This window comes from Polaribacter butkevichii, from assembly GCF_038024105.1.
GTDB lineage: Bacteria > Bacteroidota > Bacteroidia > Flavobacteriales > Flavobacteriaceae > Polaribacter > Polaribacter butkevichii.
This window is the reverse complement of sequence record NZ_CP150661.1, coordinates 3,926,263-3,951,546: the sequence shown is the minus strand read 5'-3', so window position 1 is coordinate 3,951,546 and position 25,284 is coordinate 3,926,263. Positions and strand designations below refer to the sequence as shown.

Genomic DNA, 25,284 nt, shown 5'->3' with positions numbered 1-25,284 from the left:
ATTCCTACAAAGTAGGAATCTATAATTGATAGACAAAATAGCTCTTAAAAATTCATTTTAAAAATTACTACTTTTAAAAGTTAGCATTTAGTCATTCTAAAATAATTTGTTTGGATTCCTGTCTACACAGGAATGACAGATATGATTATTCTTTTATATTTCTGATAGTAATACTCATTTTGTCATTCCTGCGAAAGCAGGAATCTATAATAGGTAAACAGAACAGCACTTAAAGCTTCATTTAAGAAATTACTTCTTTAAAAAATTAACAATTAAGCGTTCTTTCAAGTTAGTTTGGATTCCTGCCTGCGCAGGAATGACAAGTATGCTTATTCTTTTTATATTTCTGACACTAGTCTTACTTTTTGTCATTCCTGTAAAAGCAGGAATCTATAATTGATAGACAAAATAGTACTTAAAAATTCATTTTAAAAATTACTCCTTTTAAAAGTTAACATTTAACCATTCTAAATAGTTTGTTTGGATTCCTGCCTGCGCAGGAATGACAGATATGCTTATTTTTTTTATATTTCTGATACTAATACTCATTTTGTCATTCCTGCGAAAGCAGGAACCTATAATTGGTAAACAGAACAGCACTTAAAGCTTCATTTAAAAATTACTTCTTTTAAAAGTTAACAATTAAGCGTTCTTTCAAGTTAGTTTGGATTCCTGTCTACGCAGGAATGACAAGCATGCTTATTTTTTTTTATATTTTTGATATTTATACACATTTTTGTCATTCCTGCGAAAACAATAATCTATAATTGGTAGCCAAAATAGTACTTAAAATTCATTTAAGAAATTACTCTTTTTAAAAGTTAACATTTAGTCATTCTAAATAGTTTGTTTGGATTTCTACGAAAACAGAAATGACAAACGCTATAAAATATCATCATACCAATCGCTAGCTAAATCTAGCCATTGAACATTTTCTTCCTCAATTAATTTAATTTTCCAATCGCGTTTCCACTTTTTCATATTATTTTCTCTTGTAATAGCTTCTTCAATATTTTCGAACGTCTCAAAATAAACCAACCTATTTACACCGTACTTTTGTGTAAAACCCTTTTTGATTCCCATTTTGTGTTCATAAACTCTTCTTTGTAAATCATTTGTTACACCAATATATAATGTCCCTCTAATTTTACTTGCTAAAAGATAAACATAATATTGATGGATTGTTTTCATTTATTTTTGAAGTTTGGGTTCTTGTATACTCGGGAATGACAGATTTATTAATTCATTTATATTTCTAAAATTACTCTTTTTTTGTCATTCCTGCGAAGGCAGGAATCTATAATTGCTAAACAAAATAACTCTTAAAAATTCATTTAAGAACTACTTCTTTTAAATTTTAGCATTTAACCATTCTGATTAGTTTGTTTGGATTCCTGCCTACGCAGGAATGACAGGTATGCTTATTCTTTTGTATCTCTAAAATTACTCTTCTTTTTTGTCTTTCCTGCGAAAGCAGGAATTTATAATTGCTAAACAAAATAACTCTTAAAAATTCATTTAAGAAATTACTCTTTTTAAAAGTTAACATTTAGTCCCTCTAAAATAGTTTGTTTGGATTCCTGCCTACGCAGGAATGACAGGTATGCTTATTCTTTTGTATCTCTAAAATTACTCTTCTTTTTTGTCATTCCTGCGAAAGCAGGAATCTATAATTGCTAAACAAAATAACACTTAAAATTCATTTAAAAAATCACTCCTTTTAAAAGTTAGCATATACCCATCATAAATAATTCGTTTGGATTCCTGTCTACGCAGGAATGACAGGTATGCTTATTCTTTTGTATCTATAAAATTAGTCTTCTTTTTTGTCATTCCTGCGAAAGCAGGAATCTATAATTGATAGACAAAATAGTACTTAAAAATTCATTTAAAAAATTACTCCTTTTAAAAGTTAACAATTAAGCGTTCTTTCAAGTTAGTTTGGATTCCTGCCTACGCAGGAATGACAAGCATGCTTATTTTATTGTATCTATAAAATTAGTCTTACTTCTTGTCTTTCCTGCGAAAGCAGGAATCTATAATTGGTAAACAAAATAACTCTTAATAATTCATTTTAAAAACTACTTATAAATCAAATACTTACTTCTAACCAATTTAAAAGCATTTAAATCTTTCTGCCAGGTTTTTCTAATTTCTTGTTCTGAGATACCTTTTTCTATTTGTTCTTGTAGTTTTTTTGTTCCTGCTAATTTGGTGAAGAAATTATTAAAAAAGTCTTTAGACGTATTTTGCTTGTAAGCTTTTATCAAAAAAGACAAATCTATTTTACTCAGATTGCCAATTTCTTGTAGATTTTCTCCGTAACATAATTGGTTTTTAAACTTAGGGTATTTAGCACCTTCATTTGCTTGTGGAGTAAAAGTAAAATTGCTTTTGGTTAAAAATGGAGAACCATAAATTTGGAATTGCATTTCAGTCCCTCTACCTGCAGAAACATTGGTTCCTTCAAAGAAACACAAACTTGGGTATAGATTTATACTTTTATCATTTGGTAAATTAGGAGATGGTTTTATAGGCAAACTATATGCTGTTTGATGCGTATAGTTTTCTAACGGAATCACTTTTAGATTACACTGCATTCCGTTTTTAAGCCATTTTTCTCCGTTAATCATTTGTCCGTATTCGCCAATTGTCATTCCGTAAACTACCGGAACTTTATGCATTCCTACAAAAGAAGTATGCGCTAATTCTAAAACAGGTCCGTCTATATAATGCCCGTTTGGGTTAGGTCTGTCTAAAACAATTAGTTCTATTCCGGCTTCTGCACACGCTTCCATTACATAATGTAAAGAAGAAATATACGTGTAAAAACGCGCACCTACATCCTGAATATCAAAAACAACCACATCAATTCCGGCTAATTGTGCTGCAGAAGGTTTTTTATTTTTACCATAAAGTGATACTATTGGTAAACCTGTTTTGGTATCAAAACCATCTTTTACAACCTCGCCAGCATCTGCTTTTCCTCTAAAACCATGTTCTGGCGCAAAAACTTTTTTAACATTTATTCCGTTATAACTATATAAATAATCTACTAAATGATGGGTTACTTTTTTTGAGCCCATAACATTAGGTGCAACTTCTGCCCTTTCTAAAACAGACAATATAGAGGTTTGGTTTGCAACCACAGCCACATTTTTTCCTTTTAATAAATTAAGGTACAGATTGGTTTGCGCTGCACCTGTTTTAATTTCTAAAACCTCTTTTTTTAAACTTTGAACATTCAATTTTGACTCTTGAACTTCTTTCTTTTGGGCACAAGAAATGAGCTGAAAATTCAGCATTAGAAATAAGAATAAATATGTACTTTTGAAAGGTTTAAAATTGATCATAATTTGAATTACGAGTTATTTATTGCAAAACGCATTATTGCTGGCAAAAAGTATAAAAGTAGCATTTCATCGCCAATAATAAAAATTGCAATCACTGCAATTGCATTGGGAATTATAATTATGCTAATTGCTGTGGCAACTGGCGCTGGCTTGCAAAATAAAATTCGCGATAAAATGGCGGGGTTTAAAGGCCATGTTCAGATTGTAAACTACGATGCCAATAATTCTGATGTTTCTACTGTACCTATAAATAAAAATCAAGATTTTTATCCGAAGTTTAAAAACGTAGATGGTATAAAAAATGTTCAGGTTTTTGCCAACAAAGGCGGAATCTTAAGAACAAAAACCGACTTTGAAGGTATCATTTTTAAAGGTGTTTCTACAGATTACGATTGGTCTTTCTTTAAAGAATATTTGGTAGCAGGTAGCATTCCGAATTTAAATTTACCAAGAACCAAAGAAGTCTTACTATCGCAAACAGTTGTAAACCGTTTACAATTAAAATTAAACGACACTATTTTAGCCACTTTCTTAAAAACAGCTACAAGCAAATTACCTTCTAACAGAAAATATACCATTGTAGGTATTTACAATTCTGGTTTTGCAGAATTTGATAAAACCATGATGATTGGTGATCTTAGAGAAGTGCAAACTCTTAATAAATGGACAGAAAATGAAATTGGTGGTTTTGAAGTTATCTTAGATAGTTTTGATCATGTAGAAGAAAAAGGAGCCGAAATTTACAGTAATATTGGTGCAACTCTAAACAGTAAAACTATTTTAGAAGCCTATCCTGCAGTATTTGAATGGATTCAGCTTTTTGACAATAATGTATGGTTTATTATTGCCATTATGATTTTAGTTGCGGGTATAAATATGATTACCGCCTTACTTGTTTTAATCTTAGAACGCGTACAAATGATTGGTATTTTAAAAGCCTTAGGAAGCAACAACACAAGCATCAGAAAAATATTTTTATACAATGCCTCTTACCTTATTTTAAAAGGCCTTTTTTACGGAAACATCATTGGATTGTCTATCATTTTTATTCAACATTATTTTAAAATTATTACCCTAAACCCAGAAACGTATTATGTTAGCACTATGCCGGTTCATATTTCATTGATGTATGTTTTACTGCTAAATTTAGGTACCTTAATTATGTGTTTTCTAATGTTGATAATTCCGTCTTATATTATTACAAAAATAAATCCATCTAAGTCTATTAAATTTGCTTAACATTTGGGCGTTCCCTAAAAAGGTAGCGCTTGGAATTTATATTGAGCGTAGTCGAAATACTATATCTTTTTCTCGTACCTCTAAAAAGGATGCCGTTTCAATCGCTAACGCAAACATACTGTAAGCTTTAGTAAATACAAATTGCTAGCAGATAATTTGCGTTAGCGATTGAATGGCATGTTTAAGCTCTTTAACACTTCTTAAAAAGTGTTAAAAGCGAGTAATGAAAGTGCGACCCTTTGGGGAACGCCTAAAAAAAATTTACCTTTACAATAGATAGAAAATAGAGACCATGAAATACGCTAAAAATATATTAGAAACTATTGGTAACACACCGCTGGTAAAGTTAAATTCGGTAACAAAAGAAGTAGATGCTTTGGTATTGGCAAAGGTTGAAACTTTTAATCCGGGAAATTCTATTAAAGATAGAATGGCTTTAAAAATGATTGAAGATGCAGAGGCAGATGGTCGTTTACAACCTGGAGGAACGATTATAGAAGGGACTTCTGGAAACACCGGAATGGGGTTGGCTTTGGCCGCAATTGTTAAGGGGTACAAATGTATTTTTGTAATATCGGACAAGCAATCTAAAGAAAAAATGGACATTTTACGTGCCGTTGGTGCAGAAGTAATTGTGTGTCCAACAAATGTAGAGCCAGAAGATCCGCGTTCTTATTATTCGGTTTCTAAACGTTTGGGAGCAGAAACACCAAATTCTTGGTACGTAAATCAGTATGACAACCCGAGTAACGCTTTAACACATTATGAGCAAACGGGTCCTGAAATTTGGGAACAAACGGATGGAAAAATCACTCATTTAGTAGTTGGTGTGGGTACTGGAGGTACTATTTCTGGAACGGCAAAATATTTAAAAGAACAAAACCCTAATATTAAAATTTGGGGAATTGATACGTACGGTTCTGTGTTTAAAAAATATCATGAAACGGGTATTTTTGACGAAAATGAAGTATATCCTTACATAACGGAAGGAATTGGAGAAGATATCTTACCCAAAAACGTTGATTTTTCTTTAATTGATGGTTTTACCAAAGTGACGGATAAAGATGCTGCTGTTTATACTAGAAAAATTGCAAAAGAGGAAGGGATTTTTGTAGGAAATTCTGCAGGTTCTGCAATAAAAGGTTTGTTGCAATTAAAAGAACATTTTACTAAAGAGGATGTTGTAGTGGTTATATTTCATGATCACGGAAGTAGATATGTGGGTAAAATGTTTAACGACGATTGGATGCGCGACAGGGGTTTCTTAGAAGAAGACATTAAAACGGCCGCTGGTTTAATTAAAAATCATGGCGATACTCCTTTGGTTGCTGCACAAACAGAAGAATTGGTTTCGCATGCAATTGAGCGTATGAAAGAATATAAAATATCTCAGATTCCGGTAAAAGACATTCACGGTTTTGTAGGTTCTATTAATGAGTCGGTTTTATTACACAATTTTATTGCTAATAAAAATATTGCAGACAAACCTCTTAAAGACATTATGGGTAAACCATACCCTATTGTAAAAACAACAGCCAAATTAGAGGATATTTCTAAATTGATAACCAAAGAAAATGATGCTGTTTTGGTTGATTTAGAAAACGGAAATCATCAGATTATTACAAAATACGATATTATTAGTGCTATGTAATTTTAGGTTACGAAACTAGTTTCTGAATCTTATTATGTATATCAAAAAACACCTTTAACGAGGTGTTTTTTTTTGCATCCTATTATATATTAGAAGTATATTACCAAACGTCTTAGTGGCCTATTTAAAAAAAACAGAACCTAACTCTGGTACTTATTTTCTTCTTTTTTACAAAAAAAACAATTTTAAAAATAAGTTATGTTAAATATATAATGCAACTATTTTTTTAATAGATACTAACCTTACCCACCATTAAATAAGTGGTTCTTGTTTTTTTTAAGTAAAAAGCAACATCTCTGTTATTAGATGTTTAATTTGTTGCATCTAATTTTGTTGTGTAAAACTATCTTTAAGTTTTAAAAAAGACATATATTCTCTTTTTTAAAACCGAATAAAAGTTAACAAAAATTGCAAAATGACAAACCTATAATTTCTAATCTCTATTATTGATTTTATGAAATTAAATTCTATTTAAAAAAATATCCTCTAATAATATTTAGTAACGGAATTCTGTATTTTATCAGAAATATTTTTATTTTTAAGATAAAATCTATTTAGAAAAATTAGGTTTAAAAACGTCGTCTTACAATAAGTATTAAATTATTAGTCTATGAAGAACCTCTTGGTTTTAATACTATTTTTTTTATGTACAATTTTTCATGCTCAAAAACCTTATAAAGAATATCGTTTTGTAAATATAAAAGAAGGTATCCCCAAAGTTGGTGTGTCTTCTATTGTACAAGATCACCAAGGATTTATTTGGATTGGAACTATTGGTACTGGTTTGTATAAGTTTAATGGTATAGATTATACTTCTTATAAATTTGATGTAGAAGATACCAACTCTTTAAGTAATAACTTAGTGCAATGTGCCTTTATTGATAGCAAAAATAGGCTTTGGTGTGGTACAGAAAACGGATTAAATTTATACGATAGAGACCTAGATCATTTTAAAAGAATACAATTAAATAGTAAAAACTATTACAAAGAAAATGTACTAGCAATAGAAGAGGATTCTAAAGGAAATTTATTAATAGGGACTTATAATAAAGGCCTTTTTAAATTAAATATTAGCACACTTAAAACAGATAGAATTATAAATGAAGATTACCCAGATATAGCCATTAACTCCATACAACACACAAAACAAGGTAAAACATTTGTAGGTACAAATTTGGGTTTAAAAGAGGTAGATTTTATAGAAAATAAATTAATACATACTAGCGTTTTTACAGATCATAAAAAATCTATAAACGCACCTATAGAAAACCTATACATAGACCATAAAGATAATTTATGGATTGGTTTTCAAGGAAATGAGGGTGTTTATAAATGTGGGTTAACTAGCGATAGAAACAACAACATTATTAGCCTAAAAAAATTAGATTTTACTTCAAAAAAAATAATGCAAATCATTCAATTATCAGATAACACTATGATGATTGGTACCGAGAATGATGGCCTTTTTCATCTTGATGAAAATGATAATGTTATAAAAAATTACGTATCTAGTAAAACAGAAGAAAACAGTATACTTCATAATTCTATTTGGGAACTATTTATAGACAAAGATGATAGAATTTGGATGGGCTATTACAACAGCGGTGTTGCTGTTAGTGATAAGTTATATGATAAATTTAAAGGGATTAGAAGTTTACCTAACAAGCAAAATTCATTAAAAATACCTTCTGTAACAGGTATTGTAAAAGATAAATCTGGTAATTTATGGATTTCTACAGATGGTGGTGGTATTGATGTTTACAATACAAACACGTCTAAAATTACTCATATCAATAAAAAAAGTAATACTATTTATTCCGGACTTAACTCTGACTATATTGTTTCTTTATTTTTAGATTCTAAAAACAATTTATGGGCAGGAAGTTGGGATAATGGTATTTTTCTACTAAAAAATGGATCTAAAAAATTTATAAATTATAGTAAAAAAAACACCTCAAATATTTTTAACTCTAATACCATTAGAAGTTTTTCTGAAGACTCTAAAGGAAATGTTTGGATTGCTACTTTTTTTGAGGGCTTATACTCCTACTCTCCAAAAACAGATACCTTTAAAAAGTACAGTGCTAAAGAATTTCTAGAAAACAAGTCTTTGTGTAACAAACTTATGGTAGTATTTGTAGATTCTGAAGATGTTATTTGGGTAGGTACAGCAGATGGGTTATTTAAAATAAAAGAGTTAGAAAACAAAACGTTTAAAGTTGTTTCTTTAAGAGAAAGAATGCAAAAAGAATATGGCAACTCATCAGATGTAAGTCATATTTTAAGCATTTATGAATCTTCTGAAAAATATATTTATATCGGCACAAGAGGCTCTGGACTTTGTAAGTACAATAAAAAAGATGACACCTATACTTGGTACAATAAATCTAAAGGTTTAATAGAAGAAAATATTGCTGCAATTATTGAGGATAATGATCATAATATTTGGGTGAGTGGTAATTCTGGACTCACAAAAATAGATCTAAAAAACAATGATTATACAAATTACACCTCTAATGATGGTTTACTATCTAACGATTTTAATTTTGGTGCTGCCTTAAAAGATGAAAAAGGAACCTTGTATTTTGGAGATTTTAAGGGGGTAGATTATTTTAACCCAAAGGAGATAAAAACAAATGCGAGTTTACCTTCTTTGCATTTAACAGACTTTAAACTGTTTAATGAAAAAGTGATTCCGAAAACAAAAAACTCTCCTTTACAGAAAGTAATTTCAGAAACAAAAAGCATTCAATTATCGCACACGCAGTCTGTCTTTACCATTGAATATACAGGACTTAATTACACAAGACCAGAAAAAAACAATTACGCTTATTATTTAGAAGGATATGAAACAGCGTGGAACTATGTTGGCCGTAAAAGAAGTGCTACCTACACAAATTTAGATCAAGGAAATTATATTTTTAAACTAAAAGCAGCAAACAATGATGGCGTTTGGAATGAAGTTCCTCTAGAATTAAAAATAACAATTCTGCCACCTTGGTGGAAAACAAATTGGGCTATATTAGCTTATATATTGGCTTTTCTTTTTTGTCTTTACTTACTAAACAGCTTAACGCAAAAAAGAATAAAAGAAAAAGAAATACTTAAAAATGAACGTTTACTACAAACTCAAAACGACGATTTAAATAAAAAGAAACTTCAATTTTTTACAAACATTTCTCATGAATTTAGAACGCCTTTAACGCTAATTATCAACCCTATAAAAGATATTATTAGTAATAAAGAACTCGATTTACCACAAAGTGTTAAAAATAAACACGCTATTATTTATAAAAACACCAACAGACTCTATAGGCTAATTAATGAGTTAATGGATATTAGAAAATTAGAGCATAACAAAATGAAAATTAGAGCGAGTAAAATCAATTTAATTGAGTTTACTAAAAATATAGCCAACTATTTTCAGGAAGAAAGCATCAAAAAAAATATTTTATTAAGCGTAGATTCTGATGTACCAGATTTAACCGTTTGGGCGGATGAAAAAATGTTGGAAAAAATAATATTCAACCTCTTGTCTAACGCCATTAAAGCCACTCCAAAAGGTGGTGCTATTAATATAGATTTGTTTTCTAATCATAAATTATACAATTTGCCTTTAGTTGATAAAGAAAAACCAGTAGAAGCAATAGAAATTGTAATTTCTGATACAGGAGCAGGTTTAGATGAAATAGAAGTAGAAAAAATATTTGAACGCTTTTATCAAGTAGAAGATCAAAACAAAACATACATAGGTGGTACTGGTATTGGTTTAGAAGTTGTAAAGAGTTTTGTATATCTTCATAAAGGAAAAATTGAAGTAGAAAGTAAAGTAGGTTCTGGTACCACATTTAAAATTTTATTACCCACAGGTAATGCGCATTACTCAGAAGATCAGATTTTATATGAAAATGAAAAAACAGCCTCTAAAAAAGAAGGTTTCTTAGTAGTTAATACAGACCATATAGAAGATCAGTTAACAGAAGACACCCTTTTAAACAAAACAAAAACAGTGCTCATTGTAGAAGATAATGTAGAGTTATTAGATTATTTAAAACTAGAATTAAATAAAGAGTACAAGGTATTTGTTGCAAATAACGGTAAAGAAGGTATTAAAATGGCAAAAGAAACCTTGCCAGATGCAATTATTACAGATGTTGTAATGCCAGAAATGGATGGCTTTGTTTTTTGTAAATCCATAAAAACAGACGCATCTACAAGCCACATACCTGTTTTAATGCTTACAGCAAGAACTACTATAGAAAATAGAATTGAAGGAATAGAAAATGGTGCTGATGCATACATGGTAAAACCTTTCGATTTAAAACTCTTAAAATTACGTCTATCTCAATTAATTACAAGTAGACAATTAATTTTCGATAAATTTTTTGGAGCTATTAGTGGTGCAGAAGAAAAAATAAACTCAAATTCTATAGACAAAGAATTTATACAAAAATTACTAGAATATATAAATGAGAATATTTCTGATTCTAATTTAAGTGTAGAAGAATTAGCATCACAATTAAAATTGAGCAGAAGTCAGTTGTATAGAAAAATAAAAGCCATAACAGGTCAGACTGTTAATGAATTTATTAGAAAAATAAGATTAGAAAGAGCCAAACAAATTTTAGATTCTGGCAGAGGTAATATTAGCGAAGCTTGTTTTAGTGTAGGCTTTTCTTCTCCCTCTTATTTTTCTAAATGCTTTAAGGCACATTTTGGCATCTTACCTTCTGAAATAGAGATAAAAAAAGATACTAAAATTTAATGTTTAGAGACTAATTAGCACTTTTAAACCCCTTTATATATTAAAAAAAAGCATTTTTAAGTGTCCTCCTTCTTTTTCTCTCTAAAACAATGTAATAAAACAATTGTTGCGCCAAATGAATTAAATGTAGCATTACTGTTAAATAAAGGTTAAAGAGCAACAATTGTTTTAAAAGCTGTTTTTTTTGTGTTAAAAAAGATGCTATTGTTCTTCTATATTTGAAGAGTACAGCAATGTTTATGAAGCAAAAATACTCTAAGAAAAAATTATTTTACGAGGTATTATTAGTAATTATAATGTTATTACTACTAGTACTTATCCTTAATAATATATAACGGAAGCATTTGGTTTGTACATTGTCAATCAAAAAAAATTTAATTAACCAATTAATATGAATGATGATAAAATTTAAAGTCACGATTATTGCATGCCTACTTTTATGTGTGCAGAATGTTTTTTCGCAAAACAAGACAATTACTGGTCAGGTAACAGACTCTCAAGGAAATACTTTACCAGGAGTATCTGTTGTTATTAAAGGAACAACTAAAGGTGCCAATGCAGATTTTGAAGGAAATTACTCTTTACCTGATGTGTCACCAAACGATGAGTTAGTTTTTTCGTACTTAGGTATGAATTCTCAAACAATACTCGTAGGAAACCGAACTAAAATTAATGTAGTTTTACAAGATAATCTAGAGTCTTTAGATGAAATTGTGGTTGTTGGGTATGGTAGTAAGAAAAAAAGCTTGGTTACCGGAGCTATTTCTAGTATCGATTCTAAACAAATTAAAAGCTCTTCTAATCAAAGAGTAGAATCTGTATTGCAAGGTAGAACATCTGGTGTTACCGTATCTTCTTCTTCTGGTTCTCCTGGTTCTGGTGCAAAAATAAGAATTCGTGGTGCGGGTTCTAGTGGAAATTCAGAACCTTTATTTATTGTTGATGGTATGAAAGCATCATCTATTGCAGATATTGCTCCTTCTGATATTGCTAATATAGAAATCTTAAAAGATGCTGCTTCTGCTGCTATTTATGGTACAGAGGGTGCAAACGGAGTTGTAATTATTACTACAAAAAGAGGTAGAAAAGGAGGCTTACAAGTAGCTTTTAATTCTCAATTTGGTATTCAATCTTTAAAAACAGATATGGAGTTAATGAATGCTTCACAATTTGTAACATATATGAATGAAGCTGGTTTAACAAGTGTGGTTGATAATGGTTATGATACAGATTGGATCGAAGAAACATTTTCTACCGCTATTATGCACAGAAATGATATTAATTTATCTGGTGCTACAGATCATTTTTCTTATTACACATCTGCATCTCACTTAGATCAAGATGGTATTGTTGGAGATGGAAGCACGTCTTTTAAGAGATCTACTTTTAGAGTAAACCTAAAAGGTGATGTTGCAAAATGGTTAGAAGTAGGTATTAATTCTACTTATTCTACTTCAGATAAAAGCGGAATTCAAGAAAACAGTGATACTAGAGGTGTAATTCAAAATATGTTAATTATAGATCCTTTAACTCCTGTTACCTATGCAAATGGAAGTGTACCACAATCGGTTATAGAACGTTCTAACACAAATGGTGTACCTGTGTTAAAAGATAGAAACGGTAATGTATACGGATACCCAAGTTTTTCTACAGGAGAAGTAATAAACCCTGTTGCGTATGCCAATAACATCAATAGAACAACTGTAGATTCGTATCAATTTTTAACCTCAGCTTATTTAAAGTTTAAACCTTTTGACGGTTTTTCTTTTACAACAAGATTAGGGTATGATAAAAATCAATTTGATACAAGAAATACTATCAATCCATATTATGTTTCATCAGAAGCAGCAAATACAACCTATACAGGTTCTCAAACCATTGTAAAATCTAAAAGATGGTTGTGGGAAAACTTTGCATCTTATGAAAAAGAAGTTGGTAACCATAATTTTAAATTATTAGCAGGTTATTCTGCAGAAGAAACAAGAGTTACAACACCAACTTCTAGAAGTGGTTCTGCTTCTATTGCAGACTTTACAGGCTTTGATTTTGATTTACCAGACTTTAACACTCAAATTAACTTAATAGATCCATCACCAGATAATATGGTTTCTATGTTTGGTAGACTTTCTTATGATTATTCTGGAAAATATTTATTTGAAGCTTCTATTAGAAGAGATAAATCAGATAAATTTCCAGCAGCAAATAAGGCGGGTACATTTCCAGCATTTTCTGCAGGTTGGGTAGTTTCTAAAGAAAATTTTTGGAAAGAAAATTCTAAATTAGATTACTTAAAACTAAGAGCAAGTTGGGGACAAAACGGTAGTAGAAATAACTTAAACGGTAACTCAGACAAAACCTATATTACCTCTACAATAAACGGACAAAGTATCGACTATTTAGGAAATACTGGTTCACAAATTACCGCATATTCTAACCCTAACTTAGTTTGGGAAACATCAGAACAATTAGATTTAGGAGTAGACTTAAGGGCTTTAAACAATAAGTTATCATTCTCTGTTGATTATTATAAAAAAACTACAAGAGATGCTATTATTAACGATGGCTCTTTAATTACACCAGGTTCTGCTGGTTTTAAATCTAATGAGTTTAATTCTGGTACAATAGAAAATAAAGGTTTCGAGTTTGAAATAGGCTATGGAGATACAACAGATAGTGGTCTTAGATATAACTTTAATGCAAACCTATCTACTTTACAAAATAAGGTTACAGAAATTCTTTTTGTTCCAGAAGGAACATCTCTTTCTGGTGCGGGTGCACCTCAAAATGCTGATGGAATTACAAGGTTTACAGAAGGACAACCATCTTGGTATTTTTACGGCTATAAAACAGACGGAATTGATACTGCAACAGGAGAAGTGATTATAAAAGATACCGATGGTGTTGCAGGAATTACTTCTGCAGATAAAACAAATATAGGTTCCCCACACCCAGACGTATTATTTGGTGGAAATATAAGTTTAGGTTACAAAGCATTTGACTTTAACTTACAGTTTCAAGGAACTATAGGTAATGATATTATTGCAACGTATCATCAACCATCTAGACCTATTACCAACAAACCGGTGCATTTCTTTAATGAGAGATGGCAAAAAGCAGGAGATGTAGCTAGTTTTCCAGGTGCTGCAAGTGTAACGGGGTCTTATGAAACAGATTTAATGGTAGAAGATGGTTCTTTTATGAGAATCAAACAGATTCAATTTGGGTATACTTTACCAGAAAACTTTACCAACAAAATACATATTAAAAACTTAAGAATGTATGTTTCTTTAGATGACTTTTTCACCTTTACAGGTTACAAAGGTTTAGATCCAGAAATAGGAAATTTTAACTATAATTCTATAGGTGTAGATAGAGGTTTTTACCCAACAGCTGCCAAAGCAGTATTTGGACTTTCTTTAGACTTTTAATAAAAAAATAACATATTATGAAAAAAACATTTTTAACAATTATAGGAATTCTTTTTTTAGGAGTCTTTTCTTGTACCGATGAGTTTACAGAAAACCCTAGAATTAATGTAGAAGAATTAGAAACTTACTTTCTTGAAGAAGAAAATGTAGAAACAGCAATTATAGGAATCTATGATTTAATGCAACATAATTATAGTAAAGATTGGAGCAGCGCCTTTTTAGTAAAACTACTTCCAGGCGATGATTCTAATGCTGCAGGTGGTAACTCTAACGATCAAAATCAACTACAAAACATTGATGATTTTGCCAAAGTATCATCATCTAATGTATCTATAGCAAGTGTTTGGGACTTATATTACAGAACTATTGCACTTTCTAACTTAGTAATTAATAACATTTCTGATAGTAATTTAGGAAATAAAGACAGAGCTTTAGCAGAAGCAAAATTTATGAGAGCTTGGTGTTATTTTGAGTTAACTACCATGTTTGGTGATGTTCCTTTAAGATTAACAGTACCAGAAAAAGCTGAAGATTTTGGAATAGAAAAATCTTCTAGAGCAGCTATTTATACGCAAATAGAATTAGATTTAACTGCTGCAATTGCTGGTTTACCGGGAAAGGGACAATCTGATAACTTTAGAGCAACATCAGAAACAGCAGAAGCTTTAATGGGTAAAGTGTTGGTTTTTCAAGAAAAATATAGCGACGCTATCCCTTTCTTTAAATCTGTAATAGACAATCCTGCTATAGACTTAGAAGAGAATCCGGAGGATGTTTGGAGTATCAATAAAGAATTCGGAAAAGAATCATTATTCGAAATGGGATACATTTCTACATCAGCTAGAGACTGGGGTAACCTTGCTTGGGGTGGTAGAAACGAAAGTAACTTACACATACAACTAATGGGCCCAAGAGGTGATGGAATTTTTGATGTAACTGGAACAGGACTTATTAACGGATGGGGATTTAACTTACCTACTAGTAAATTAGTAAAAGCTTTTGAAGCTGCCGGTGATACAAAAAGAAAAGCAGCTACACTTATGACAGAAGCAGAATTAATTGCTGCAGGTGGTTCTGTAGACCCAACAGCAGCAACTGGTGGTGTAATTTGGGATTATGAAGGTGCTATTAGAATAAAATATGGTACAAAACTAGAAGACACAAGTAGTGATGGCGTTAAAGAATTAAATTACGGTACAAACTACAGACTGTTTCGTTATGCAGAAGTTTTACTTTTAGCGGCAGAAGCTTATAATAAAGACGGACAAGATGGTATGGCTAGAACAGAGTTAAATAAAGTTAGAAACAGAGCTGGTTTAGCAAATATTGATGTGAATTTAACAGGTGATGCTTTATTTGAAGCTATTGTAAATGAAAAATTCTTAGAATTAGCTCATGAAGGGCAACGTTTTTGGGATTTGGTTCGTTGGGGTAAAGCTGCAACAGAATTAGCAGGTACAGGATATAGCTCTACAAACAATCTATTCCCTATTCCAATTACTGAAATAGATAAAAACCCTAAATTATCTCTTACAGACCAAAACCCTGGATATTAAATTTATAGTGTCCCCCATAATGTCCCCCAATTTCTTTTTTTTTAAAGCAGTATGTATATTTATTCCATACTGCTTTATTTATTTTAAACACTACAACTCGCCATTTAATGTATAAAATTTTCACTTCCATTTTACTTTTTACCATTATTGTGAGTTGCTCCTTAAAAGAAGACAATAACACCTCTGTAAAATTATTTACAAAACTTTCTGCAAAGGAAACGGACATCCTTTTCAGCAATAACTTAACAGAAACAGATTCTTTAAATTATTTTAACTACTCGTCTATTTACTTAGGTGCTGGTGTTTCTGTAGGTGATATAAATAATGATGGTTTGATAGATTTGTTCTTCACAGGCAACCAAGTAAGCAACAAATTATACTTAAATAAAGGAAACCTTCAGTTTGAAGATATTACAGAAAAAGCAGCTATTTCTGGTGATAAAAGATGGTATACCGGCACCACAATGGCAGATGTAAATAACGATGGATATTTAGATATTTATTGTGCTGTTGCTGGTAAAAAAGGCATTAAAAAAAATCAACTTTTTATCAATAATAAAAATAATACGTTTACAGAAAAAGCAAAAGAATATAACATAGATGACGCTGCAAACTCTATGCAATCTACCTTTTTTGATTACGATAATGACGGCGATTTAGATCTCTATATTGCAAACTATCCTATTATACATCAATCAACTTCTAACATGGTTTATAAAAACAAAATGGACAATGCTACCCTAGCAGAATCTAATAAATTATTTAGAAATGATGGCAAAACTTTTACTGATGTTACAGAACAAGCGGGTGTAAAAAATTATAGTTTGTCTTTAGGTATTTCTGCAGCAGACATTAATAATGATGGTTGGCAAGACATCTATGTTTCTAATGATTATAGTACTCCAGACTTTTTTTACATCAATAATAAAGACGGAACTTTTAAAGAAATTGTAAAAGAAGCCACGTCTCAAACTTCTTTTTACGGAATGGGTATTGATATTGCAGATATAAATAATGATGGGTTTTTAGATATATTTCAAGTTGATATGGAGTCTAATAATAACCGTCGCCAGAAAGCAAATATGGCAAGTATGAACCCTCAATTGTTTTTCGAAACTGTTTTATATGGTTTTCATTATCAATATATGCACAACTGTTTGCAATTAAACTCGGGTTTAATAAGAGATGGAATTCCTGAATTTTCAAATATTTCTAGATTGGCAGGAGTATCATCTACAGATTGGAGTTGGGGTCCTTTATTTGCTGATTTTGATAATGACGGATTTAAAGATTTATATATCACCAACGGAACAAGAAGAGAAGTTAACAACAAAGATTTTTTTAAGAAAATAGGGCATAAAGAATATGATAAATATTCTTTATTAGAAAAAAACAAAATGATTCCGAGTGAGAAGATCAACAACTTTACATTCAAAAACTCAGGAAATCTAAATTTTGAAAACGTTGGCAAAAAATGGGGGTTAGAGAACAAAGGTTTTTCAAATGGAGCCGCTTATGCAGATTTAGATAATGATGGCGATTTAGAAATAATTGTAAACAATATAGATGAAGAAGCTACTATTTTTAAGAACAATAGTTCGGATAATGCTAACTATTTAAAAATAAAACTGAATGGTACTTCTAAAAATAAATTCGGATTAGGAACCAGAGTTTATGCTTTTACTGCGGATAAAAAACAAATGCAAGAATTAACGCTAACAAGAGGATATCAATCTTCTGTAGCGCCAGAAATTCATTTCGGATTGCATAAAACAACAATAATAGACAGTTTAAAAATCATCTGGCAAGATGGAAATCATCAAACTTTAAAAGATGTAAAAGTAAATCAATTATTAACAATTAAATATGCTGATGCGAAGCCAAACCCCAACAAAAAGGGTATCAATAAAAAACAAAGGTTGTTTACAGCAGTAGATAATTTACTACAACCAAAACACATAGAAAACGAGCTTAACGATTTTGACAAACAAGTTTTACTACCTCACAAAATGTCTACTTTAGGTCCTGCTTTGGCAGTTGCAGATGTTAATAATGATGGTTTAGATGATTATTTTATGGGCGGTTCTTTTGGCAATGCTTCACAATTATTTATTCAAAATAAAGGTGATTTTATAAAGGCTGAAATTCCATCCATAGAAAAAGACAAACTTTCTGAAGATTTAGGCGCTCTATTTTTTGATGCAGATTCTGACGGAGATAAAGATTTGTATGTGGTTAGTGGTGGTTATGAGTATGCCCAAAACTCATCAATGTTACAAGATCGGTTGTATGTAAATGATGGTAAAGGCAATTTCGAAAAGGCTCTAATTAGTTTACCAAAATTGAATAGTAGCGGTTCTAAAGCCTATCAATTAGATTATAATAATGATGGAAAACAAGATGTTTTAGTTCTTGGAAGACAAATACCTGGTAAGTATCCTTTACCCGCAACAAGCTATTTACTTAAAAATAATTCAACTTATTCAGACATAAAATTTAAAAACACCTCTACTACTCTTTTTACCAATTTAGGAATGGCTACAAGTGCAGTTATTACCGATTTTAACAATGATTCTTGGCAAGATATTATTATTGTTGGCGAATGGATGAATATAAGAGTGTTCCAAAATAACAAAGGAACTTTTACAGAAGTTTCTGAAGAAATGGGACTAACAAAAGATACTACCGGTTGGTGGTGGAGCATTAACCAAGGTGATTTTGATAATGATGGAGATACCGATTATATTCTTGGAAACAATGGTCTAAACTACAAATACAAAGCCACCCAAAATGAGACTTTTGATATTTTTGTAAATGACTTTGATAAAAATAATACAGATGATATTGTTTTAAGTTATTATAATGAGGGGAAACAATATCCACTTCGTGGAAGGCAATGCTCGTCACAACAAATACCAGGAATCAAAAATAAATTCAAAAATTATAATGAATTTTCTCAAGCTACTTTAGTAGATGTTTACGGCAAAAAGAACTTAGAAAATGCATTACATTATCAAGTAAAATCATTTGCGAGTATTTATTTAGAAAACAAAGGCGACACTTTTGTTGTGCACAAATTACCTGTAGAAGCTCAGTTTTCTAGCATTCAAAAAATACTGATTAATGATTACGATCATGATGGAAATTTAGATGCACTTATTGCAGGAAACCTACACAATTCGGAAGTAGAAACACCAAGAAACGATGCTAGTTATGGTTTGTTTTTAAAAGGAAAAGGTAATGGAACTTTTGTACCATTTTCTGTATTAGAAAGTGGTTTTTATACTTCTGGTGATGTTAAAGAAATGTCTGAAATAACAATAAATAATCAACGTTACATTATAATTGGCAAGAATAACGATGCCATACAGTATTTAAAAATAAACGATTAGTAACCGTAATTTCTACTCTAATTGGAATGAAGTAAAAAGAAATTGGATGCTAATTTCATATAAATTAAAACAAGGTTAAATCATAATAGATTTAACCCTGTTTTTTTTATTTAAAAATTGAAGTAAATTACTTTTTCAATACAAAAGAAGCTTTTAAACCTTGTGCAGCATTAGGGCCAACCCAAAGATTAAACTTCCCTTCTTCTGCAGCTTTTACCAGTTTATGATTTACAAATTCTAAATCTTTAGAAGAAATTTTAAAAGAAACCTCTTTGGTTTCTCCGCTTTTTAAGAAGATATGTTTAAACCTTTTTAATTCTTTTACTGGTCTTGTAATACTACCCACAATATCTTGTACATATAATTGTACTATTTCTTTACCATCCTTTTTACCTGTGTTGGTAATAGATACTTTAACTTCTAAATCTTCATTAAAATTAATAACATCTTTAGATATAAAAATATTTTCATATTTAAAAGTAGTGTAAGACAAACCATAACCAAAAGGAAAATGAGGCGTAAAACCAACATCTAAATAATGAGATTTGTTTCCTAAAGAACTTTGCCATGCAGCAACAGGAATTTTATCCATAGCAATATAATTTGTGCTATCTGCAGGTCTACCTGTATTTTTATGATTGTAGAAATAAGGTAACTGTCCTGCTGTTTTAGGCCAAGAAACAGGCAATCTACCTTCTGGCGATTTTATACCATTTATAATTTCATACAAAGCCTCACCTCCCATTGTTCCGGGATGCCATGCCATTAAAACCGCGTCCATTTTATCAATAAGGTTTGTAATTGTTATTGGTCTACCTGCCATAATAATTAAAACAATTGGCTTCCCTGTTTTTGCCAATTCGTTAATTAATTCTTCTTGTGCTCCGGGTAAATTAATGTTTGCTCTACTATGCGCTTCTCCAGATAAAATAGCTTCTTCACCACCAAAAAATAAAATAACATCAGATTTTTTTGCAATATCAATAGCTTCTTTAAATCCTTTTGTTGATTTATCTCTACTATAATCTAAGCCTTTTGCAAATTTAAAATTTGTATTTACTTTTTGGTACGCATTTAAAGGAGTGTTGGTCTGTTCTTTTTCTCCATCAAAAGACCAAGTACCCAATTGTTCGTGTGGTGCATTTGCCAAAGGACCAATAATTGCTACGTTTGTTTTTTCTGCTATTGGTAAAATAGAATTCTTATTTTTTAGTAAAACAGTACTTTCAATGGCAGCTTTTTTTGCTTCTGCTAAATGACTTTCTGCATAAAAATTACCCGTATGCTTTTTATTTCTATATGGATTATCAAAAAGACCTAATCTAAATTTAACCCGTAAAATATTACGTACAAATTCGTTTAATTCTTCTATACTTACTTTATTTTCTTTAATTAATTCTTTTAGATGATGCTCATAAGCCTCACTACTCATTTCCATATCTAATCCCGCTTTTGCGGCTAATTCTGCTGCCTGTTTATCATCTCTTGCAAAACCATGATACACCATTTCTATTACAGAATCCCAATCACTTACCACAAAACCATCAAATTGTAATTCTCCTCTTAAAACATCCTTTAATAGAAATTTATTACCAGTTGCAGGTATTCCATTTATCTCATTAAAAGCACTCATAACTGTTGCAGCACCAGCGTCTACAGCTGCTTTAAATGGTGGTAAATAAACATTTCTTAAAAGCGGTTCATTTAAATTTACGGTATTATAATCTCTACCTCCAATAGCGGCTCCATAACCAATATAATGTTTTGCAGAAGCTGCTATTCTGTATGGGTTGCTTAAATCATCTCCCTGAAAACCTTTTACGTAAGCGGCTCCTAAAACAGCTGATAAATAAGGATCTTCTCCTGGAGACTCTGCTATTCTTCCCCAACGGCTATCTCTAGCAATATCTAACATGGGTGCAAACGTCCATCTTATTCCTGCTCCCGAAGCTTCAAAAGCAGCAATTTCAGAAGATTTTTCTACCATTTCTGCGTCCCAAGTTGCTGCTAAACCTAAAGGAATAGGAAACAACGTTTTAAAACCATGAATTACATCTCTACCAAAAATTAACGGAATTCCATTCGGGCTTTCTTCTACCGCAATTCTTTGTAATTCATCTACATATTCTAAATTCATGATATTTAAGAAAGCACCAACATTTCCTCTTCTCACAGACTCTTTTAAATCTGTAGGTAAAGAAGTTGCACTACTAGAAACGCCTCTTAAATTGGTTTGCCCAATTTTTTCTTCGAGAGTCATTTTAGAGATAATTGCAGCTATTTTTGCTTCATGAGTGGTGTCTTTTACAAAAGAAACTTTGTTTTCTTTACAACCTATAATTATTGATAGCAATAGTAATGAAAGGACTAATTTTCTCATAATATTTTTTATTTGGTTGGTTTATTTTCGATATAAAAATTACTTTTTACTCCTTTAACACCTGGTTTTACTTTAAAAACAGATCCCGCCAAAGGGTATTTCTCTATTTCTTTTGCAGTCATATCTACGCTTGCAGAAGTAATATAAAGGATGTCTAAATTTTCTCCTCCAAATGCACAGGAAGTAATATTGTGTGCCGGAACTTCTATTTTAGAAACTACTTTACCTGTTTTAGGATTAAATCTAATTACTGCATTACCATTCCACATACCTACCCAAAGCATATTTTCTTCATCAATTGTCATTCCATCAGGGAAACCTAAAGAAGTCGGAATTTCAACAGCAATTTTTCCGTTTGATATTTCGCCAGTTTCATTATTATAATCAAAAGATTTTATGGTTGATGTTGGCGTATCAATATAATACATCGTTTTTTTATCGGAAGTCCAAACAATTCCGTTAGAAATCGTTACGCTATCAATTTTCTTTTGTAAAATATTTTCTGATGTAATAGTGTACAGGTTTGCTTTTGCTGTTTCTTGTTCTAAATGCATAGATCCTACCCAAAACCTTCCTGCCGGATCGCATTTTCCATCATTTAATCTACTTCCGGGTAATTCACTTTTCATGTCTGTAAACAAAGTACTTGCTCCGGTTTGTAAATTCATTTTATGCACACCGTCTTCTAAAGCAACCATTGCTTCTTTTTCTGTAAAAGGCACTACAGTACCAATTCTAGAAGTAGTATTTAACACTTTATTTGTCTTAGAAATCGGATTGTAAATGTTTAATTTTTTTCCTTCTATATCTACCCAATATAATTCTTGCGTTTTATAATTCCAAATTGCACCTTCACCCAAAGTTGCTTTTACTTGATACTCTAAGATAGCTATTTTTTGAGGTTCTTTTACCTTTTCTTCTTTCTTTTTAATTTTAGAATTACAAGAAAACATTGCTAATAAAATGGCGAAAAGCGATACTTTTTTAAACATACTTTATTATTTATTTTTAAGTTTACAAAATAGCCAAGGTACTCATTCTAGTTCTTTAAAAGCTTTCTTTAAAATAAACTCATGGCCTAAATTGTATGCTATTTATTTTACAAACATCTACATTTATTTTAAATAATTTAGAGATTTTTAACTGTTTTCATCTCTAAATAAAATCTAAATCAGGACTCTTTTTTAACTTAAAAAAAGCAGTATAAAATAATTTTATACTGCTTTTCACACTTACCTAACTCAAATTAAAACAAACTAAATTTTATCTTTTTTACAATATTGTTAGATGCATTTCCTACATATAAATAATATGTTCCGTCTTCTACAGACCAATTTAAAATTTCCGTATTATAATAAGCTAATGTTGCTGCATCAATAGAAATTGTAACTGTTTTTTCCGCTCCTTTTTCTAAATTTACTTTCGTAAACCCTTTTAATTCTTTTAAAGCTCTTTTTACTTTAGATTTATGCTTACCTACATATACTTGTACCACTTCTGCTCCTTCTCTATCGCCTGTATTAGCAACATTAAAAGTTACTTTTATTTGATCATTTTTAGTATATTTTTCTTGATCTAACTTTATATCAGTAATTTTAAAATCGGTATAAGACATTCCATAACCAAAAGCATATTGAGGTTTAATTTTTCGAGTATCAAACCATCTATACCCAACCAAAATATCTTCTGTATATTCTTGATTAACTCCATCTCCTGGATACGAAATCTCACCAAATGCATGTGCTGCATTGTCATTTAATTCTTTTGGAAAAGAAAAAGGAAGTTTCCCCGAAGGGTTTACATCTCCACTAACAATATCTGCAATAGCATGTCCTGCCATACTTCCTAAATACCAAGTTTGTAAAATTCCTTTTGTTTTAGAAACCCAAGGCATTTTTACGGCATTTCCTGTAACTAATAAAAATCCTAAATTTTTATTGACTTCACTAATTCCGTTAATTAATTTTTCTTGTCCGTAAGGCAAATCATAAACCTCTCTATCATCTCCTTCGCTATCTTGGTGGTGACTTTTATTTAATCCTCCTATAAAAAGAACAATGTCTGCTTTTTTAGCAACTTCAATTGCTTTTACATACAAAGAATCTTGATTTAAAGTTGCAGGCAAAATTTCATCATACACAGAAGCTCCTGTTTCATATCCCATTGTATGAATAATGGTTGCGTTTTTATATCTTTCTTTAATCCCTTGTAAAGGAGAAATTTCAAAAAGAGGTTTTAATTGAGATGATCCTCCACCTTGCGTCATATCTCTTGTTGCATTTTCACCAATTACTGCAATTGTTAATCCTTTTTTATCCTGAATAGGAAAAAAATTATCTTCATTTTTTAATAACACAATTCCTTCTGTGGCTACTTTTCTAGCAACATTATGATGCTCTTTATTATTCATTTTTCCTAAACCTCTATTTGGGTTTAAGTTTGTACGATAGATTAATCTTAAAATTCTACGTACTTTATCATCTACCAAATCTTCACTTAATTCACCATTTTTAATTGCTTTTAAAAACGGATTCGCTAAATAATAATGTTGATAATGGTTATTTGTCGTTGTACCCAAACCATCAGTTCCAGTCCCCATTTCCATATCTACACCATATAAAGCCGCTTCTTTTGTTGAATGTACAGAACTCCAATCGCTAATTACAACTCCATTAAAACCCCAATCTGCTTTTAAAATTTTATGTAGAATTTTATTATGTGTTGCATACTGACCTCTAAATTTATTATAAGCACCCATTAATGCCCAAACATTTGCTTTTTGCACAGCAGCTTTAAAAGCTGGTAAATAAATTTCATGCAAAGCTCTATCACTTACTTCTACATTAATTTTATCTCGCCAATGTTCTTGGTTGTTTAAAGCAAAATGTTTTACACAAGCGGCAATTCCGTTTTCTTGCACTCCTTTAATATAAGGTACCACCATGGCAGAAGCTAAAAAAGGATCTTCACCTAAATACTCAAAATTTCTACCGTTCATGGGGGTTCTATAAATATTTACACCAGGACCAAGAAGTACATCCTTTTTTCTATACCTAGCTTCTTCTCCTAAACTAAAACCATATTTTCCTGCCAATTCCGGATTAAAACTTGCCGCTAAACAAGTTAATGCCGGAAAAGCGGTGATAGCATCGTTTGTCCAACCTGCATTTTCCCAAGCATCCCAACTAATTTCTTCTCTAACTCCATGCGGCCCATCAGACATCCAAACTTCTGGAATTCCCAATCTCTCAACACCCTTAGTGCTAAATTTAGATTGAGCATGTGTCATTGCTACTTTTTCTTCTAAAGTTAAAATAGCAATAATACTATCTATTTTAGCTTCTATAAAGGCTGTAGATACTTGATTTTTTTCTAACTGAATTTGAGGTATTTTATGTTGAGCTTTCATAAATGAAATGTGTAAAAACAAAACAAAAATTAATAAAGGGATGTTTTTTTTGTAGGGAACTCTCATATCTAAAGTTTATTTTACTGTTTACTTTTTTTGATAAAACTACTA

At 30.8% G+C, this 25,284-nt stretch carries 11 protein-coding genes; 6 read left to right on the top strand and 5 right to left on the bottom strand.

Annotated elements, in window-relative coordinates; translation table 11 throughout:
* Nucleotides 1-882: 882 nt before the first annotated feature.
* Together WG951_RS16630 and WG951_RS16625 are read right to left on the bottom strand one after the other, a co-directional pair.
* A complete protein-coding gene (locus tag WG951_RS16630; protein ID WP_105048057.1) occupies nt 883-1,191 on the bottom strand; it encodes a GIY-YIG nuclease family protein in 309 nt (102 codons plus the stop codon).
* A gap of 890 nt (nt 1,192-2,081) precedes the next feature.
* The gene (locus WG951_RS16625) at nt 2,082-3,353 is read right to left on the bottom strand and encodes an exo-beta-N-acetylmuramidase NamZ family protein (RefSeq protein ID WP_105048056.1); all 1,272 of its coding nucleotides are present in this window, start codon (nt 3,351-3,353) and stop codon (nt 2,082-2,084) included.
* 3 nt (nt 3,354-3,356) lie between these two features.
* Between WG951_RS16625 and WG951_RS16620 the strand changes: the two genes are divergently transcribed.
* The 6 genes from WG951_RS16620 to WG951_RS16595 all read left to right on the top strand — a co-directional run bounded on the left by WG951_RS16620 (nt 3,357) and on the right by WG951_RS16595 (nt 19,384).
* Nucleotides 3,357-4,592, top strand: coding sequence for an ABC transporter permease (locus WG951_RS16620; RefSeq protein ID WP_105048055.1), 1,236 nt, complete (start codon nt 3,357-3,359; stop codon nt 4,590-4,592).
* A 292-nt stretch (nt 4,593-4,884) separates the two neighbouring features.
* Entirely contained in the window at nt 4,885-6,243 is a 1,359-nt protein-coding gene (locus WG951_RS16615; protein WP_105048054.1) for a pyridoxal-phosphate dependent enzyme, read from the top strand.
* A gap of 610 nt (nt 6,244-6,853) precedes the next feature.
* Entirely contained in the window at nt 6,854-11,008 is a 4,155-nt protein-coding gene (locus WG951_RS16610) for a hybrid sensor histidine kinase/response regulator transcription factor (protein ID WP_105048053.1), read from the top strand.
* A 395-nt stretch (nt 11,009-11,403) separates the two neighbouring features.
* Nucleotides 11,404-14,436 (top strand): SusC/RagA family TonB-linked outer membrane protein, encoded by a 3,033-nt coding sequence (locus WG951_RS16605; protein ID WP_105048052.1) that lies wholly within the window; start codon nt 11,404-11,406, stop codon nt 14,434-14,436.
* 17 nt (nt 14,437-14,453) lie between these two features.
* On the top strand, nt 14,454-15,992 hold the full coding sequence (locus WG951_RS16600) for a RagB/SusD family nutrient uptake outer membrane protein (protein ID WP_105048051.1): 1,539 nt from the start codon (nt 14,454-14,456) through the stop codon (nt 15,990-15,992).
* A 107-nt stretch (nt 15,993-16,099) separates the two neighbouring features.
* On the top strand, nt 16,100-19,384 hold the full coding sequence (locus WG951_RS16595) for a VCBS repeat-containing protein (protein WP_105048050.1): 3,285 nt from the start codon (nt 16,100-16,102) through the stop codon (nt 19,382-19,384).
* A gap of 127 nt (nt 19,385-19,511) precedes the next feature.
* Here the strand turns inward: WG951_RS16595 and bglX are convergent, their stop codons facing one another.
* The 3 genes from bglX to WG951_RS16580 form a co-directional block, all read right to left on the bottom strand.
* A complete protein-coding gene (gene bglX / locus WG951_RS16590; RefSeq protein WP_105048049.1) occupies nt 19,512-21,764 on the bottom strand; it encodes a beta-glucosidase BglX in 2,253 nt (750 codons plus the stop codon).
* An 8-nt stretch (nt 21,765-21,772) separates the two neighbouring features.
* On the bottom strand, nt 21,773-22,756 hold the full coding sequence (locus tag WG951_RS16585) for an SMP-30/gluconolactonase/LRE family protein (RefSeq protein ID WP_105048048.1): 984 nt from the start codon (nt 22,754-22,756) through the stop codon (nt 21,773-21,775).
* Between the two features lie 254 nt (nt 22,757-23,010).
* Complete coding sequence (locus tag WG951_RS16580) at nt 23,011-25,173, bottom strand: beta-glucosidase (protein WP_105048047.1); 2,163 nt, start codon at nt 25,171-25,173, stop codon at nt 23,011-23,013.
* Between the last annotated feature and the right edge of the window lie 111 nt (nt 25,174-25,284).

What these genes read in the sequence shown, in the direction of transcription:
- WG951_RS16630 (WP_105048057.1), bottom strand. Translation starts at nt 1,191, where the DNA reads ATGAAAACAATCCATCAATATTATGTTTATCTTTTAGCAAGTAAAATT.
- WG951_RS16625 (WP_105048056.1), bottom strand. Translation starts at nt 3,353, where the DNA reads ATGATCAATTTTAAACCTTTCAAAAGTACATATTTATTCTTATTTCTA.
- WG951_RS16615 (WP_105048054.1), top strand. Translation starts at nt 4,885, where the DNA reads ATGAAATACGCTAAAAATATATTAGAAACTATTGGTAACACACCGCTG.
- WG951_RS16610 (WP_105048053.1), top strand. Translation starts at nt 6,854, where the DNA reads ATGAAGAACCTCTTGGTTTTAATACTATTTTTTTTATGTACAATTTTT.
- WG951_RS16605 (WP_105048052.1), top strand. Translation starts at nt 11,404, where the DNA reads ATGATGATAAAATTTAAAGTCACGATTATTGCATGCCTACTTTTATGT.
- WG951_RS16600 (WP_105048051.1), top strand. Translation starts at nt 14,454, where the DNA reads ATGAAAAAAACATTTTTAACAATTATAGGAATTCTTTTTTTAGGAGTC.
- WG951_RS16595 (WP_105048050.1), top strand. Translation starts at nt 16,100, where the DNA reads ATGTATAAAATTTTCACTTCCATTTTACTTTTTACCATTATTGTGAGT.
- bglX (WP_105048049.1), bottom strand. Translation starts at nt 21,764, where the DNA reads ATGAGAAAATTAGTCCTTTCATTACTATTGCTATCAATAATTATAGGT.
- WG951_RS16585 (WP_105048048.1), bottom strand. Translation starts at nt 22,756, where the DNA reads ATGTTTAAAAAAGTATCGCTTTTCGCCATTTTATTAGCAATGTTTTCT.
- WG951_RS16580 (WP_105048047.1), bottom strand. Translation starts at nt 25,173, where the DNA reads ATGAAAGCTCAACATAAAATACCTCAAATTCAGTTAGAAAAAAATCAA.